This is a genomic window from Pseudomonas sp. R25(2017), assembly GCF_002112565.1.
GTDB lineage: Bacteria > Pseudomonadota > Gammaproteobacteria > Pseudomonadales > Pseudomonadaceae > Aquipseudomonas > Aquipseudomonas ekonensis.
This window is the reverse complement of the sequence record NZ_NEHZ01000018.1, coordinates 50,162-66,073: the sequence shown is the minus strand read 5'-3', so window position 1 is coordinate 66,073 and position 15,912 is coordinate 50,162. Positions and strand designations below refer to the sequence as shown.

Annotated in this window: 11 protein-coding genes; 8 read left to right on the top strand and 3 right to left on the bottom strand. The window is 64.6% G+C overall.

Features of this window, described 5'->3' with window-relative positions; genetic code table 11:
* Positions 1-25: 25 nt before the first annotated feature.
* Positions 26-1,105, bottom strand: coding sequence for a DUF748 domain-containing protein (locus CAG31_RS21790; protein WP_085585040.1), 1,080 nt, complete (start codon positions 1,103-1,105; stop codon positions 26-28).
* Between the two features lie 139 nt (positions 1,106-1,244).
* Here CAG31_RS21790 and cysK point away from each other — a divergent pair, with 139 nt between their 5' ends.
* The 3 genes from cysK (at position 1,245) to CAG31_RS21775 (ending at position 4,663) form a co-directional block, all read left to right on the top strand.
* Complete coding sequence (gene cysK / locus CAG31_RS21785) at positions 1,245-2,219, top strand: cysteine synthase A (RefSeq protein ID WP_085585038.1); 975 nt, start codon at positions 1,245-1,247, stop codon at positions 2,217-2,219.
* Positions 2,220-2,406: 187 nt separating this feature from the next.
* Complete coding sequence (locus CAG31_RS21780; protein ID WP_085585036.1) at positions 2,407-3,345, top strand: aspartyl/asparaginyl beta-hydroxylase domain-containing protein; 939 nt, start codon at positions 2,407-2,409, stop codon at positions 3,343-3,345.
* A gap of 457 nt (positions 3,346-3,802) precedes the next feature.
* On the top strand, positions 3,803-4,663 hold the full coding sequence (locus CAG31_RS21775) for a DMT family transporter (RefSeq protein WP_085585034.1): 861 nt from the start codon (positions 3,803-3,805) through the stop codon (positions 4,661-4,663).
* A 158-nt stretch (positions 4,664-4,821) separates the two neighbouring features.
* Here CAG31_RS21775 and CAG31_RS21770 read toward each other — a convergent pair whose 3' ends face one another.
* On the bottom strand, positions 4,822-5,730 hold the full coding sequence (locus CAG31_RS21770; protein ID WP_085585032.1) for a DMT family transporter: 909 nt from the start codon (positions 5,728-5,730) through the stop codon (positions 4,822-4,824).
* A 205-nt stretch (positions 5,731-5,935) separates the two neighbouring features.
* Between CAG31_RS21770 and aceK the strand changes: the two genes are divergently transcribed.
* The 5 genes from aceK (at position 5,936) to CAG31_RS21745 (ending at position 14,222) form a co-directional block, all read left to right on the top strand.
* Positions 5,936-7,657, top strand: a complete 1,722-nt coding sequence (aceK, locus tag CAG31_RS21765; RefSeq protein ID WP_085585030.1) for a bifunctional isocitrate dehydrogenase kinase/phosphatase — start codon at positions 5,936-5,938, stop codon at positions 7,655-7,657.
* A 219-nt stretch (positions 7,658-7,876) separates the two neighbouring features.
* Positions 7,877-11,788 carry an ATP-dependent RNA helicase HrpA gene (hrpA, locus tag CAG31_RS21760; protein WP_085585028.1) on the top strand — a complete coding sequence of 1,304 codons (3,912 nt, stop codon included), beginning with the start codon at positions 7,877-7,879 and terminating at the stop codon, positions 11,786-11,788.
* A gap of 335 nt (positions 11,789-12,123) precedes the next feature.
* Positions 12,124-13,245: a beta-ketoacyl-ACP synthase III gene (locus CAG31_RS21755; protein ID WP_085585026.1), complete on the top strand. Its 1,122-nt coding sequence runs from the start codon at positions 12,124-12,126 to the stop codon at positions 13,243-13,245.
* A gap of 135 nt (positions 13,246-13,380) precedes the next feature.
* On the top strand, positions 13,381-13,992 hold the full coding sequence (locus tag CAG31_RS21750; RefSeq protein WP_085585024.1) for an RNA polymerase sigma factor: 612 nt from the start codon (positions 13,381-13,383) through the stop codon (positions 13,990-13,992).
* Complete coding sequence (locus CAG31_RS21745; protein ID WP_085585021.1) at positions 13,986-14,222, top strand: anti-sigma factor; 237 nt, start codon at positions 13,986-13,988, stop codon at positions 14,220-14,222. The genes CAG31_RS21750 and CAG31_RS21745 overlap by 7 nt, the downstream gene beginning before the upstream one ends.
* 130 nt (positions 14,223-14,352) lie before the next feature.
* Here CAG31_RS21745 and CAG31_RS21740 read toward each other — a convergent pair whose 3' ends face one another.
* A complete protein-coding gene (locus CAG31_RS21740; protein WP_085585019.1) occupies positions 14,353-15,675 on the bottom strand; it encodes a putative porin in 1,323 nt (440 codons plus the stop codon).
* Positions 15,676-15,912: the final 237 nt, after the last annotated feature.

Sequence of the window (15,912 nt, the reverse complement as noted above, 5' to 3'; positions counted from 1 at the left end):
CCCGCTGGACTGCGCAGCGGCCCCGTCAGTCGCCCGCATCGGGTTTCGGCCGTTCATACCGGGCATTGAACGCCTGGATGAAGCCGTTGCGCAGGATCTGCAGAAACGCCTCGAACGCACTGATGTCCTGGCGGTGGACGCTGCCGTTGAGTTCGACGCGGGTGGCGAACTGGTTCTTGCCCTGGTTTTTCAGCACGGTTTCGGTGCCGCCGACCAGCGCTTCCCAGATCGAGCGGAACAGGCCCTTGTTCTTGTCTTCCACGTCCTGCTGCCAATTGAACACGTCGACATCGCGCAGCAGCGGCTTGATGTAGCCGCTGAGCCGGGCCTTCTCGGCCCGGGCCTCGATCACCACGTCGCCGTGGCCGGCGTTGAAGTCGAACTTGCCGTAGGCCGAGGCGAAGTCGTTCAGGCGCCTGAGTTCGATGTCCCGGGCGCGAAGGCGGAACTCGAAGTCTTCAAAGTTGCTCAACGGATCGAACGTGGCCAGGGTTTCCAGCGGTGCGTGGCCCAGCAGCAGGGCCTTGCCGTCCAGGCGGGCGTCGCGCTTGCCTTGGGTGTCCGCCACGTTGGTCAGGTTGCGCACGATGGCCTGGACGTGGGTGGCGCTCATGTCGACCGGTGGCTTGGAGTTGAAATTGCGAAAGCGGATGCGTCCGTCGTCGATCTGCACTTCGTCGAGGGTGATCGGCAGCAGCTTGCCCAGTTGGGCGCGCCAGTCGGTGCCCTGGCCGGTCTGGGAATTCTGCTTGTTGGCCCCGCCATCGACGAAGTTCACTTCGGGTTTGACGAATTTGACCCGTGCCACCACCGCATGGTCGTGCCACAGCGAACGCCAGCTGACCGACAGGTCGATCAGCGGCGCGTCGACGAACGGCACCGGCACCTTGCCCGTGACCTTGACGATCTTCAGGCCATTGATCTTGTAGGCGCCGCGCCACAGGGCGAGGTCGACGTCGGTGATCCGGCCGCGGTAGTCGCCCATGTCCGCCAGTTTGTCGTTCAGGTAGTCGCGCACCAGCCAAGGCAGGGCGACGTGCAGGGCGACCAGCAGCGCCACGACGGTGGCGAACGTCCACAGGGGCCAGCGGTAGCGACGTTTCATGACGGCATTTTCCGCAGGGTTTAAAGCGATTGACTGCTGCCCGCCGCAGTCGTTCGACCGGGTCGGGACGGGCTGGACTGGCCGCCGCAACAGGCTTACCTTGGACGGCTGAATCCAACGCTGTCTTAAGGACCCAGCCATGAGCCGCATTTTCGCTGACAACGCCCATTCCATCGGCAACACGCCGCTGGTGCAGATCAACCGGATCGCCCCGCGCGGCGTGACCATCCTGGCCAAGATCGAAGGTCGCAACCCGGGCTACTCGGTCAAGTGCCGGATCGGCGCGAACATGATCTGGGACGCCGAAAGCAGCGGCCGCCTCAAGCCGGGCATGACCATCATCGAGCCGACTTCGGGCAATACGGGCATCGGCTTGGCGTTCGTGGCGGCGGCCCGCGGCTACAAGCTGATGCTGACCATGCCGGCCTCGATGAGCATCGAGCGACGCAAGGTGCTCAAGGCCCTGGGCGCGGAGCTGGTGCTCACCGAGCCGGCCAAGGGCATGAAAGGCGCCATCGAGAAAGCCACCGAAATCGCCGCCAGCGATGCCGGCCGATATTTCATGCCGGCCCAGTTCGACAACCCGGCCAACCCTGCGATCCACGAGAAGACCACCGGTCCGGAAATCTGGAACGACACCGACGGCGCCATCGACGTGCTGGTGGCGGGAGTGGGCACCGGCGGAACCATCACCGGTGTCTCGCGGTATATCAAGAACACCCAGGGCAAACCGATCCTGTCGGTGGCGGTGGAACCGGTGGCGTCCCCGGTCATCACCCAGGCGCTGGCCGGTGAAGAGATCAAGCCCAGCCCCCACAAGATCCAGGGCATCGGCGCCGGTTTCGTGCCCAAGAACCTGGACCTGACGATGGTCGACCGGGTCGAGCAGGTCACCGATGAAGAGTCCAAGGCCATGGCCCTGCGGCTGATGCAGGAAGAGGGCATCCTGTGCGGGATTTCCTGCGGTGCGGCGATGGCGGTGGCGGTGCGGTTGGCCGAGACCCCGGAAATGCAGGGCAAGACCCTCGTCGTGGTGCTGCCGGACTCCGGTGAGCGTTACCTGTCGAGCATGTTGTTCAGCGATCTGTTCACCGATCAGGAGAACCAGCAGTAAGGGCAAGGATTGACTCACGTCAGCCGGGGTTCAGGACACGTGTGTTAAGAAGTGCTTTGTTGCGCAACCCTTAACACTGAATCTTGGCCCGGCGGGTTTTTCCCGGCGCCGGGAGTGTTTATCATGGCCGGCCGCCATGTCGGGCAGATGACATTGCGCAGCGTTGTCTTTTTTCAAGGAGTTGTTGATGACTTTTCCATTGGCCGCCAAGGTGTCGGTGCTGTTGCTGTTCGTGGGCAGCATTCTCTTCGTGCATCTGCGCGGCAAGGCGCGCCTGCCGGTGCTGCGTCAGTTCGTCAACCACTCGGCGCTGTTCGCCCCGTACAACACGCTGATGTACCTGTTCTCGGGCGTGCCGTCCCGGCCGTACCTGGACCGCAGCAAGTTCCCTGAGCTGGACGTGCTGCGCGACAACTGGGAAACCATCCGCGACGAGGCCATGCACCTGTTCGACGAGGGCTACATCCGCGCCGCCGAAAAGAACAACGACGCCGGTTTCGGCTCGTTCTTCAAGAAGGGCTGGAAGCGTTTCTACCTCAAGTGGTACGACAAGCCGCTGCCGTCCGCCGAGGCCCTGTGCCCCAAGACTGTGGCGCTGGTCAGTGCGATCCCCAACGTCAAGGGCGCGATGTTCGCGCTGTTGCCGGGCGGCAGCCACTTGAACCCGCACCGCGATCCGTTCGCCGGCTCCCTGCGCTACCACCTCGGCCTGTCGACGCCCAATTCCGACGATTGCCGGATCTTCGTCGACGGCCAGGTCTACGCCTGGCGCGACGGTGAGGACGTGATGTTCGACGAGACCTACGTGCACTGGGTCAAGAACGAAACCGACAAGACCCGCGTCATCCTGTTCTGCGACATCGAGCGTCCGCTGAGCAACCGCTTGATGACCCGTATCAACCGCTTCATCAGCGCCTGGCTGGGCCGGGCCACGGCCCCCCAGAACCTGGACGACGAACGCGTCGGCGGCATCAACCAGGCCTACGCCTGGAGCAAAAGCTTCAGCGACAGGTTCAGCGGCGCGGTCAAGCAATGGAAACGCCGCCACCCCAAGGCCTACCGCGTGATGCGGCCGGTGCTGGCGGTGGTGGTGCTGACGTTGCTGGGGTATTGGCTGTTTGGGTGATACCCGGCCGCAAACGAAAAAGCCGCTCCCGATGAGCGGCTTTTTCATGCCCGTGAATCCGGGGCGACGTGCGCGACGTGCGCGGCGTTCGATCGTCGCACCCAATCGTTGCATTCTGTGTCACCGGCTGGTTATAGTCGGCCCTCGTGAGCTTCAGGCTCACCCCTCCAATCTGCAAAGAAGATCAGTCCAGATGCCTGCATCCCCAGTCAACGCGGTAGTCGATCCGGCGGTCAACGCTGGCGTCGTGCCGTGCGGGAACCGGCAGCCTGTGCAGATCAGTCATTACCCTCCACCACCTGTCAGTGGCACGCCGGTGCGCGCAGTCGCACCGCCACCGGGCGTCGGGGTTTCGGGCTGATCGGCGTTTTCCGCCGTCCCCCGTGCCCGCCCGGAAAAACCTACTGAATTTCAGCTTCGGCTGAGTTGGCTATTTGCCTGACTACAGGTGGCATGCATGTTTGTCCTTTCGAAAAAATCCGCGCTCGCGGCGGCGTCCACGAGCCTGTTCGTCCTGCTGTGGAGCAGCGGGGCGATCTTCTCCAAATGGGGCCTGGCCCACGCGTCGCCCTTTGCCTTTCTCCTGCTGCGTTTTGTGATCGCCCTGTGCGGGCTGGTGCTGCTGGTGCCGTTGCTCAAGCTGAAGCTGCCTGCCGGCGGCAGGCCGATGCTGTATGCGCTGGCCACCGGCGTGGTGTTGCTGGGGGCCTATCAGATCTTCTATCTGCTGGCCCTGGACCGCAAAGTCACGCCGGGGGTGATGGCGACCGTCATGGGCGTGCAGCCGATCCTGACGGTGGCGATCATGGAGCGTCAGCGTTCGGCTTCGCGGCTGTTCGGCCTGGCGCTGGGGCTGGCGGGGCTGGTGATGGTGGTCTACCAGGGCATCGGCCTGGCCGGGATGTCATGGGCCGGCATGCTGTTCGGCCTGCTGGCGTTGGCGAGCATGACGTTCGGCTCGATCATGCAGAAGCGCATCACCGACAACCCGCTCGGCACGCTGCCGGTGCAGTACCTGGCCGGATTGCTGCTGTGCGGGGTGTTCGTGCCGTTCCAGCCGTTCCATTTCGAGCGCACGGCGGGGTTCATCGTGCCGGTGCTGTGGATGGGGCTGGTGGTGTCGGTGCTGGCGACACTGTTGCTGTACCGGCTGATCGCCCGGGGCAATCTGGTTAACGTCACCAGCCTGTTCTATCTGGTGCCGGCGGTCACGGCGGTGATGGATTATCTGATCTTCGGCAATCGCCTGGCGATGCTGAGCGTGCTGGGGATGGCGTTGATCATCGTCGGCCTGGTGTTCGTGTTCCGTAAGGCCTGACGGCGGTCATCGCCGGCGGGTCGGCATTCACAGGAATGCCTTGTGGGAGCCGACCTGGCGGCGATGTCGTCGGTGCCGGCCTCATCGCTTGCAGGCAAGCTCCTACAGGGTTTTGCGGCCTGCCTGCCGGCGATGACTGTTTCAGTGACGCTGCCGGCCTAGCGTGCCGGCGCTTCGGCAGGTTTGGCCACCGCCGGCTTCAGCACCAGCCACAACGCCAGCGCAATCAACACCCCGCCATACAGATGCGCCAACGACAGCGGCTCATCCAGGAACAACGCCCCCCACAGCACGCCGAACGGCGGAATCATGAAGGTCACGGTCATCGACTTGACCGGGCCGATCGAACTCAGCAAACGGAAATAGAGAATGTAGGCGAAGGCGGTGCACGCCAAGCCCAGGCCCAGCAGCGACAGCCACACGTTCCAGCCGCCCCAGCTCGCCGGCGGTTGGGTGAGGGCGCTGTAGCCGAACAGCGGCAGCAGGAACAGCGTGGCGCCGAGCATGCTGCCCAGTGCCGACAGGCGGCTGTCGAGCCCGCCGGCCTGGTCCAGCCAGCGCCGCGCCAGGAACCCGGCGAAGCCGTAGCAGGTGGTGGCCAGCAGGCAGGCGAGGGCGCCCATCAGCAGCGGCAGGTCGAACGCCACCGGGCCTGCGCGGGTGAGCACGCCGACGCCGAGCAGGCCGAGAAACACGCCGCCGAGCTTGGCCGCCGTGAGCCTTTCGCTGAAGAACAGCCCGCCGATCAGCACGCCCATCAGCGGCGTGGTGGCGTTGAAGATCGCCGAGTACCCGGCCGGCAGCACCTGGGCGGCCACCGAGTACAGCGTGGCCGGGATCCCGGAGTTGATCAGGCCCAGCAGCATCACGGTCTTCAGCTTGCCCTTGAAGTCCCAGCTGATGCGCATCAGACCGAGGATCACCAGCAGCCCGACGGCGGCGATCGAGACCCGGAAGAACGCCGTGGGAACCGTGCCGATCACCGGCGCGATGATGCGCATGAACAGAAAGCTGGCGCCCCAGATGGCCGCCAGCGACAGTAACCGGAAAATATCGACGGGGCTCACGGGGCACCTCCTGCTGCAAAGGGACGAGAGTGTTGCCGACGGCCCCGGCGATGGCAACCGCTGTTCGGGCATTTAATTCCTGTCGGCGGCGCGCAGGGCGGACCGTCCGCGGATTTGGCGCAAATTGCGCTTCTCCTGCGCAGGCTTCCGTGGCTAAGCTCAGGCTTTGGAGCACAGATCCTTAATTCCCGCAGAGGTCTCATCTATGCCGCAGCAATGGCCCGCCACCGATATCGCCCGCCTGATCCTCGATGGCTTCGACGATTACCGCGAGCATTTCCGCCGGATCACCGACGGTGCGCGGGAGCGCTTCGAACAGGCGCGCTGGCAGGAGACGCAGACCGCCTCGGCCGCGCGGATCAACCTGTACGAAGAGAAGGTGGGCGAGACCGTGGCGCGCCTGCGCGAGCACTTTCAGGAACCGGTGTTGATGGACGTCAGTTGCTGGCCGCTGGTCAAGAGCGCCTACATCGGCATCATCGACCTGCGCTTCGACGATGAGCTGTCCGAGACCTGGTACAACTCGATCTTCTGCGGGCTGTTCAGCCATGACCTGATCAGCGACGGCTGCATGTTCATCCACACCACCCGGCCGAGCCTGCGCCGTGCCCGGGCCGCGCAGACGCGCATCTACCGGCCCGAGGGGCAACTGTCGGGCATGCTCGCCAGCATCTTCGCCGACTACCGCTTCAGCGAAGACTACGCCGACCTGCCCCGGGACCTGCAGCGCCTCGAAGCGCAACTGCGGGACAACCTGCCGGACTGGGTGTGCAAGGATCCGGAGCTGAGCGTCGAGCTGTTCTCCTCGGTGCTGTACCGCAACAAGGGCGCGTACCTGGTGGGGCGCCTCTACACCAACGACGACCAGTGGCCGCTGGTGATTCCGTTGCTGCACCGCGAAGGGCGGGGGATCCAGATCGACGCGCTGATCACCGATGAGGCGGAAGTGTCGATCATCTTTTCCTTCACCCGTTCGTACTTCATGGTCGATGTGGCGGTGCCGGCGGAATTCATCGGCTTTCTGCGGCGCATCCTGCCCGGCAAGCACATCGCCGAGCTGTACACCTCCATCGGTTTCTACAAGCACGGCAAGTCGGAGTTCTACCGCGCGCTGATCAACCACCTGGCCAACACCGACGACCGCTTCATCATGGCGCCGGGGGTGCGCGGCATGGTCATGAGCGTGTTCACCCTGCCGGGTTTCAACACGGTGTTCAAGATCATCAAGGACCGTTTCTCGCCGTCGAAGAACGTCGATCGCGCCACGGTGATCGAAAAGTACCGGCTGGTGAAAAGCGTCGACCGCGTGGGGCGCATGGCCGATACCCAGGAGTTCGCCGATTTCCGTTTCCCCGTGAGCAAGTTCGACCCGGCATGCCTTGAGGAACTGCTGGAGGTGGCGCCCTCGACCGTGTCGCTCGAAGGCGAGACCGTGCTGATCCGCCACTGCTGGACCGAGCGCCGGATGACCCCGCTCAACCTCTACCTGGACAACGCCAACGAAGCCCAGGTGCGCGAAGCGCTGGAGGACTACGGCCTGGCGATCAAGCAACTGGCGGCGGCCAACATCTTTCCCGGCGACATGCTGCTGAAGAACTTCGGCGTCACCCGCCATGGCCGAGTGGTGTTCTACGACTACGACGAGATCTGCTTCCTCACCGAGGCCAACTTCCGCCATATCCCGCCGCCGCGCACCCCGGAGGACGAAATGGCCTCCGAGCCGTGGTACTCGATCGGGCCGCTGGACGTGTTCCCCGAGGAATTCCCGCCGTTCCTGTTCGCCGACGCCGGCCAGCGCAAGCTGTTCGACCAGTTGCACGGCGAGCTGTACAACGCCGACTACTGGAAGGGGTTGCAGGAAGCGATCCGGGCGGGGAAGGTGATCGATGTGTTCCCGTACCGGCGCAAGGGGCTGGACAACGAGTGAAGGTTGCCGACGCCATCGCGGGCCTGCTCCCACAGGAACTGCACTGCTCCTGAACTGCGGTGCCTGGACTGACGCCATCGCCAGCAGGCTGGCTCCCACAGGTTTTGTCCGCGAAATGGACGCACGCCGCTTTGCGTTGTGCGCCCCTGCCATCATTTATGTCGCCAAATCTGCGACAATCGCCCCCTTGCGCCACCAGACCACCGAATTGCGTACCCGATGACCGACGAATCGCCCTCCATCGACAAACTGCTGAAGAACCTCGACCACGCCATGCTCGCCGACCGCCACCGGTTGCGCCGGCAGTTGCTTGAGCAGCGCAAGAAACCCGACCAAGCCAAGCTGGCCCAGTGGGTCGCGCGCATGCAGGCGTCCTGCGACCAGGTGCTGGCGCGCAAGGCCAGCGTGCCGGCGATCCGCTACGACGACAGCCTGCCCATCGCCGCCAAGCGTGACGAGATCAAGAAGGCGCTGGAGCAGCACCAGGTGCTGATCATCGCCGGCGAGACCGGCTCGGGCAAAACCACCCAGTTGCCGAAGATCTGCCTGGAGATCGGCCGTGGCCGGCACGGCCTGATCGGCCACACCCAGCCCCGCCGGATCGCCGCGCGCAGCGTCGCCAGCCGGGTCGCCGAGGAGCTCGGCACGCCGCTGGGCGCGCTGGTCGGCTATCAGGTTCGGTTCGAGGACCAGAGCGATTCCAGCACCCTGATCAAACTGATGACCGACGGCATCCTGCTGGCGGAGACCCAGAACGACCGTTACCTGGAACGCTACGACACGATCATCGTCGACGAGGCCCACGAACGCAGCCTCAACATCGATTTCCTGCTGGGCTACCTGAAGACCCTGCTGCCGCGCCGTCCGGACCTGAAGGTCATCATCACGTCGGCGACCATCGACCTGGAGCGTTTCTCCAAGCACTTCGACGATGCGCCGATCGTGGAAGTCTCCGGGCGCACGTTCCCGGTGGAGACCTGGTACCGCCCGCTGACCCTGGAGCAGGACGAAGAGGGCAACCGGGTCGAAGACGACTTGACCGTGGACCAGGCGATCCTCGCCACCCTCGACGAAATCGCCGCCTACGAGCGCAGCGAGCGCCGCAGTCCCGGCGATGTGCTGGTGTTCCTGCCGGGCGAGCGGGAGATCCGTGACGCCGCTGAAATGCTGCGCAAGGCCCAGCTCAAGCACACCGAAATCCTGCCGCTGTACGCGCGCCTGTCGCCGGCCGAGCAGCAGCGGATCTTCCAGTCCCACCCGGGCCGGCGTGTGGTGCTGGCGACCAACGTCGCCGAAACCTCGCTGACCGTGCCGGGCATCCGTTACGTGATCGACAGCGGCACCGCGCGCATCAGCCGCTACAGCTACCGCGCCAAAGTGCAGCGCCTGCCCGTCGAAGCGGTCTCCCAGGCCAGCGCCAACCAGCGCAAGGGCCGTTGCGGACGGGTCGAGCCGGGCATTTGCGTGCGCCTGTACAGCGAAGAGGATTTCCTCGGCCGGCCGGAATTCACCGACCCCGAGATCCTGCGCACCAACCTGGCGGCGGTGATTCTGCAGATGCTCCATCTGCGCCTCGGCGACATCACCGCGTTCCCGTTCATCGAGCCGCCGGACGGCAAGGCGATCAGCGACGGCTTCAACCTGCTGCAAGAACTGTCGGCGGTGGACCGCAACAATCAGCTGACCCCCGTCGGCCGCCAGCTGGCGCGCCTGCCGGTGGATCCGCGCATGGGCCGCATGCTGCTGGAAGCGGCGCGCCTGGGCAGCCTTCAGGAAGTGCTGATCGTGGCCAGCGCCATGTCGGTGCAGGATCCGCGCGAACGTCCGCCGGAGCGCCAGCAGGCCGCCGACCAGGCCCACGCGCAGTGGAAGGACGCCGATTCGGACTTCGCCGCGCTGGTCAACCTGTGGCGCGGCTTCGAGGAGCAGCGCCAGGCGCTGACCGCGAGCCCGCTGCGCAACTGGTGCCGCAAGAACTTCCTCAATTACCTGCGCCTGCGCGAATGGCGCGACGCCCATCGGCAACTGAGCCTGATCTGCCGCGACCTCCAGCTGAGCCTGAACAAGGAGCCGGCGGACTTCGCCAAGTTCCACAAAGCGGTGCTGGTGGGCCTGCTCAGCCAGATCGGCCAGAAGACCGAAGAGGGCGATTACCTCGGCGCCCGGCAGCGGCGGTTCTGGATTCACCCGTCGTCCGGGATCGGCAAGAAGCGTCCGCAGTGGGTGATGGCCGCCGAACTGGTGGAGACCACCAAGCTCTACGCGCGCATGGTCGCCAAGATCGACGCCGACTGGATCGAGCCGCTGGCCGGGCACCTGATCAAGAAGAACCACTTCGAACCGCACTGGGAGAAGAAGCGCGGCCAGGTGATCGCGTTCGAGCAGATCACCCTGTTCGGCCTGATCGTGGTCGGCCGCCGCCCGGTGCATTACGGCCCGGTGGATCCGGTGGTCTCGCGGGAGCTGTTCATCCGCGAAGGGCTGGTGCGCGGTGAGATCCAGTCCCGGGCCAAGTGCCTGACGGCGAACAAGCAGTTGCTGGAGCAGCTCGACGAACTGGAGGCCAAGGCCCGGCGCCGCGACATCCTGGCCGACGAAGAGACCCTGTACGCCTTCTACGACGCACGGCTGCCGGCGGAGATCCACCAGACCGCCACGTTCGACAGCTGGTACCGGGTCAACAGCCAGAAGGATCCGCAGCTGCTGATCATGCGCGAAGAGGACGTGCTGGCCCGCGAGGCCAGCGAAGTCACCGCGCGGGACTACCCGGACACCCTGCACATCGGCGACCTGGAACTGGCGCTCAGTTACCACTTCGAACCTAACCATCCCCGCGACGGCGTGACCCTGCGGGTGCCGGCGCCGCTGTTGCCGATGCTGCCGCCGGAGCGTCTGGAATGGCTGGTGCCGGGGCTGATCGAAGCCAAGTGCATCGCGCTGGTGCGCAACCTGCCCAAGGCCCTGCGCAAGAACTTCGTGCCGGTGCCGGACTTCGTCAGGGCGGCGTTGCAGCGCATGACGTTCGCCGAGGGTTCGTTGCCCCAGGCCCTGGGCCGCGAACTGCTGCGCATGACCGGTGCGCGGGTCAGCGACGAAGCCTGGGCCGAAGCCGAGCAGCAGGTCGAAGGGCATCTGCGGATGAACCTGGAAATCGTCGACGGGCAGGGCAAGTTCCTCGGCGAAGGGCGCGACCTGGCCGAGCTCACCGCGCGTTTCGCCGAAGCCAGCCAGGCGGCGCTCGCCGTGCCGCAGAGTGCCAAGAGCCAGCAGCCGGTGGAGGCCAAGGTCTTTGCGCCGGTGGCGGAAAAGACCCAGCAGAAGATCGCCGGGCTGTCGATGACGGTGTATCCGGCGCTGGTGGAAGAGGGCGGCACGGTCAAGGAAGGGCGTTTCTCGACGCCGGCCGAAGCCGAGTTCCAGCACCGCCGCGCGTTGCAGCGGCTGTTGCTGCAACAGTTGGCCGAGCCGGCCAAGTTCCTGCGCGGCAAGTTGCCGGGGCTGACCGAACTGGGCCTGCTGTACCGCGAACTGGGGCGGGTGGAGGCGCTGGTCGAAGACATTCTGTTGGCCAGCCTCGACAGCTGCATCCTCGACGGCGAAGACCCGCTGCCCCGGGACGGCGCCGGTCTGGCGGCGCTGGCCGAGCGCAAGCGCGGCGCCTGGACCGAGCATGCCGAACGGGTGGCACGCCTGGTGCTGGAGATCCTCAAGCTGTGGCACGGCCTGCAGAAACGCTTCAAGGGCAAGATCGACCTGGCCCAGGCCGTGGCGCTGAACGACATCAAGCAGCAGCTCAGCCAGTTGGTGTACCCGGGCTTCGTGCGGGAAACGCCGATGCTGTGGCTCAAGGAGCTGCCGCGCTACCTCAAGGCGGTTGAACAGCGGTTCGAGAAGCTCGGCGCCCAGGTGCAGAAAGACCGGGTGTGGAGCGGCGAGCTGGCCGGCCTCTGGACGCAGTACCAGACCCGCGCCGCCAAGCACGCCCAGGAAGGCAAGCGCGATCCGCAGCTTGAGCTGTACCGCTGGTGGCTGGAGGAATACCGGGTTTCGCTGTTCGCCCAGCAGTTGGGGACGAAGGTGCCGGTCTCCGACAAGCGCCTGAACAAACAGTGGACGCAGGTCGAGGCCTAGCCTTCGGGCGCACGGCTACTGTGCAGGAGCGAGCCTGCTCGCGATGGCGGAGCATCAGGCAACGGATTGATCGATTGTCTGACAGTCCTTCAGCGCGGGCAGGCTCGCTTCCGCAGTCAATCGTCTGTTGTGTGTGGGACAGAGGTCAAAACCTTGGGTTTATGGCACACTTCGCGACCATAAACGCCGGTTTCACGGCCTAGAGCCTCCGGCGCAGGATGCGCTGCGCAATAAAGCGTCACCCGGTTATTGCGTCTACCGGACGGGAATAGACCCTTTGCGTGTTGGCACGTCGGTGCCAGCACTTTCTGCCTGAACAGATCAGAGAAACGACCATGCATAACGTCGTCATCAGCGGCACCGGCCTGTACACCCCGGCCAACAGCATCTCCAACGAAGAACTGGTGAACTCGTTCAACACCTACGTTGCGCAGTTCAACGCCGACAACGCCGATGCCATCGCCCGCGGCGAGATCCAGGCCCTGACCGAATCCAGCGCCGCGTTCATCGAGAAAGCCTCCGGCATCAAGAGCCGCTTCGTCATGGACAAGGAGGGCATCCTCGACCCTGCGCGCATGACGCCGCGCCTGCCGGAGCGTTCCAACGACGAATGGTCGGTGCTCTGCCAGATGGCCACCGCCGCCGCCGAACAGGCCCTGCAGCGCGCCGGCAAGACCGCCGCCGACATCGACGGCGTGATCGTCGCCTGCTCCAACCTGCAGCGCGCCTATCCGGCCATCGCCATCGAAGTCCAGGAAGCGCTGGGCATCCAGGGCTTCGGCTTCGACATGAACGTGGCCTGCTCGTCCGCCACCTTCGGCATCCAGGCCGCCGCCAACAGCGTGCAGCTGGGCCAGGCCCGGGCGATCCTGATGGTCAACCCGGAAGTCTGCACCGGCCACCTGAACTTCCGTGACCGCGACAGCCACTTCATCTTCGGCGACGCCGCCACCGCCGTGGTCATCGAGCGCGCCGACCTTGCGACCTCCAAGCACCAGTTCGACGTGGTCAGCACCAAACTGCTGACCAAGTTCTCCAACAACATCCGCAACAACTTCGGCTTCCTCAACCGCGCGGCGGAAGAGGGCGTCGGCGCCCGCGACAAGCTGTTCGTGCAGGAAGGCCGCAAGGTGTTCAAGGACGTCTGCCCGATGGTGGCCGAGCTGATCGGCGAGCACCTGGAAGAGAACAAGCTCAACGTCGGCGACGTGAAGCGCTTCTGGCTGCACCAGGCCAACCTGAGCATGAATCACCTGATCGTGCGCAAGCTGCTGGGCCGCGAAGCCACCGAAGAAGAGGCGCCGGTGATTCTCGACACCTACGCCAACACCAGCTCCGCCGGTTCCGTGATCGCGTTCCACAAGCACCAGGACGACCTGGCGGCCGGTTCGCTGGCGGTACTGAGTTCGTTCGGTGCCGGCTACTCGATCGGCAGCGTGATTCTGCGCAAGCGTTAAGGGACGCTTCATTTCCTCTTAATCGCGCTGACGTTTCCTACATCCGGATCAGCGCGAGCGCTGTAATTTTCGAAAGTGGCGGCAGGAGAGATCCTGCCGCCATCATTTTCGGAACCGGGACAAGGGGATTGATGGATGGCGGTTGACGACACCCAATTGCTGGCGCGTTTGCTGGCCGGTGAGCAAAAGGCTTTCAAGGAACTGGTCACGACCTACCAGAGCGCCATGCGCGCCGTGGCCTATGCCATCGTCGGCCAGCGTCATGTCGAGGAAGTGGTGCAGGATGCCTGGCTGTCGGTGGTGCGCCATCTCGGCAGTTTCGAAGGCCGCTCCAGCCTCAAGACCTGGCTGCTGACCATCACCGCCAATTCGGCCAAGGGCCGCTACAAGCGCAATCGCCGTGAAGTGCTGCTGGACGACCTGCCGGCGCCGCACGGCACCCTCGATGACGACCGCTTCTCACCGGGCGACGGCCATTGGCGGGTGGCGCCGTTCGCCTGGCACCACGACACCCCCGAGGCCTTGCTGACCGAGAGCGAGCTGCGCGACTGCCTGGAACACACCCTGCAAAGCCTTTCGCAGCTGCAGGGCAGCGTGTTGACGTTGCGCGAGCAGCAGGGACTGGAGCTGGAGGAGATCTGTAATCTTCTGGACATCTCGCTCTCCAATGTCCGCGTGCTGCTGCATCGGGCACGTTTGAAGGTCTTTGCGACCGTGGAACATTTTGAGGAGACCGGAGAATGCTGACCTGCAAGGAGCAAGTGGCGCGATCCAGCGATTATCTCGATGGCCGGCTGAGCTTTCGCGAGAAACTGATGGTGCGTCATCACTTGATGTTCTGCCGCAATTGCCGGCGGTTCATCCGCCAGATGCGGCTGATGCAGGCGACGCTGCGGGCCATGCCGCACAAGCCTGAAGAGGACGTGGACGCGTTGGCCGAGCGCCTGGCGGCGCAACGCCGAAAGGATCGTTCCTGACAAAAAACTGTGGCGAGGGAGTTTGCTCCCTCGCCACAGATAAGTTGAACGGCGACAGTCCGGCGCGGGCGCTGCGAACGGATGATGGGGGATCGCCCCGTCCGCGCCGGACTGAAGTCGGTCAGCCGTCTTAGAACTTCGCTTCCGCGTCCAGCTGCAGGGTGTTGGTGTCTGCGTCGCGCTGGGTGCGGCTGGAGAAGTCAGCCTTGGTCAGGAAGTACGTGGCGCCGATGGCGAAGTTCTTGTCGATGTCGTAGCCGACCTTGAACTTGTGGCCGCGGGAGCCGGTGGTGCCGTTGGCGAAGTCCGAGTCGGTGAAGGCGCCGACCACGGCGTCGCGCTGCACGTCGCGGTAGTTGTAGTCCAGGTTCAGGCCGAAGACCTTCGACTTGGCGCCCACCAGCCATGCGGTGTCCGCATCGGTCACCGCATCGTTGTTCTTCACGTACTGGCCGTAGAACGACAGCGGCATCGGCAGGCCGCCGATGTCGATCTGGCTGAAGCCTTCGTACAGGCGGAACTGGTTGTTGGCCGAGTTGCCGTTGACCGACAGGGCGCACGGGGTGGAGGTGCCGGTGCAGCGGCTGTCTTCGTCGTTCTGATAGGCGTACACGCTGCCGCCCAGGGTCAGTTTCAGGTTGTCGGTGATGGCGAAGCGGCTGCCCAGTTGGCCGGCGGTCAGGCGCAGGTCGTGGCGGAACTGCACGCCTTCGCCGTCGACGTTGTCCTTGAGGGTGTAGTTGCCCAGGCTGCCGAACAGTTCGGCGCTGCTGCCCAGCGGGTATTTGTAGGTGACGGCCAGGCCTTCGGGGTTGATGTCGCTGTCCCAGATCACATCGCCCATGCTGACCCACGGCTGCAGCATCTTGCCGCCGATCACGTGCAGGTTCTTGATGGCGTCCGGGTGGTAGTCGATGTAGCCCAGGTCCAGCCAGATCTGCTTCTTGTCGAAGTAGTTGTCCATGTCCTGGTTGGTGGAGCGGGCGTCGTCGCCGCCGCCGGTGGCGATGCGGATGCCGGTGTCCACTTGCGGGTTGATTTCGCTGTAGGCGCCCAGGCGGGCACGGATGCGCTGACGGTCCTTGTCGCGGCCGCCGTTGTTCGATTCGCCGTCGATCTTCACGGTTTCCTGGCGGATGCGCACGTCACCCTTGAACTGGGTCTTGGCGGCCCAGGCCAGCTTCTGGTCGAAGGCGCTCTGTTCGTTGGCCTTCTTCGCGACGGCGGCCACTTGTTCGTTGGTCTCTTGCTGCGCCTGCTGGGCGATTTGCTGGGCCTTCTGATCCTTGGCCAGTTCGGTCTGCAGTTCGATGTACTGCGCCTGGGTGATCGAACCGTTGGCCTTGAGCATGTCGAGCAGTTTGGCGTCGACCGCGGCACTGGCCGGAACACTCATGGCCAGCAGCAGGCCACCGCACAGGGCCGCCGCAGTTTTCGTGGAAGCAAGACGCATAGCAATCTCCGAAGATGAGAGGGGATGGCGAAGCCATCCTGGGCACAACCGACGGTTTGACGGTCGGAAAACAGTGTCCGGGTAGAACCCGGCGCTCTAAAAACAGGCGCCAGTATCGCGACGGTTTATGACAGAGCAGTGGCACGGTGATGGCAGGTTCGTGACGATACAAAACCGCCCTGAACTATCGGTCTAGAGCGCTGTCGCCGATTCGGGCGTGTGCAACGGCAGGCCGAT

Bases quoted from the DNA above. Each gene is read 5' to 3' on its own strand.
- CAG31_RS21790 (WP_085585040.1), bottom strand. From the start codon at position 1,105: ATGAAACGTCGCTACCGCTGGCCCCTGTGGACGTTCGCCACCGTCGTG.
- cysK (WP_085585038.1), top strand. From the start codon at position 1,245: ATGAGCCGCATTTTCGCTGACAACGCCCATTCCATCGGCAACACGCCG.
- CAG31_RS21780 (WP_085585036.1), top strand. From the start codon at position 2,407: ATGACTTTTCCATTGGCCGCCAAGGTGTCGGTGCTGTTGCTGTTCGTG.
- CAG31_RS21775 (WP_085585034.1), top strand. From the start codon at position 3,803: ATGTTTGTCCTTTCGAAAAAATCCGCGCTCGCGGCGGCGTCCACGAGC.
- aceK (WP_085585030.1), top strand. From the start codon at position 5,936: ATGCCGCAGCAATGGCCCGCCACCGATATCGCCCGCCTGATCCTCGAT.
- hrpA (WP_085585028.1), top strand. From the start codon at position 7,877: ATGACCGACGAATCGCCCTCCATCGACAAACTGCTGAAGAACCTCGAC.
- CAG31_RS21755 (WP_085585026.1), top strand. From the start codon at position 12,124: ATGCATAACGTCGTCATCAGCGGCACCGGCCTGTACACCCCGGCCAAC.
- CAG31_RS21750 (WP_085585024.1), top strand. From the start codon at position 13,381: ATGGCGGTTGACGACACCCAATTGCTGGCGCGTTTGCTGGCCGGTGAG.
- CAG31_RS21745 (WP_085585021.1), top strand. From the start codon at position 13,986: ATGCTGACCTGCAAGGAGCAAGTGGCGCGATCCAGCGATTATCTCGAT.
- CAG31_RS21740 (WP_085585019.1), bottom strand. From the start codon at position 15,675: ATGCGTCTTGCTTCCACGAAAACTGCGGCGGCCCTGTGCGGTGGCCTG.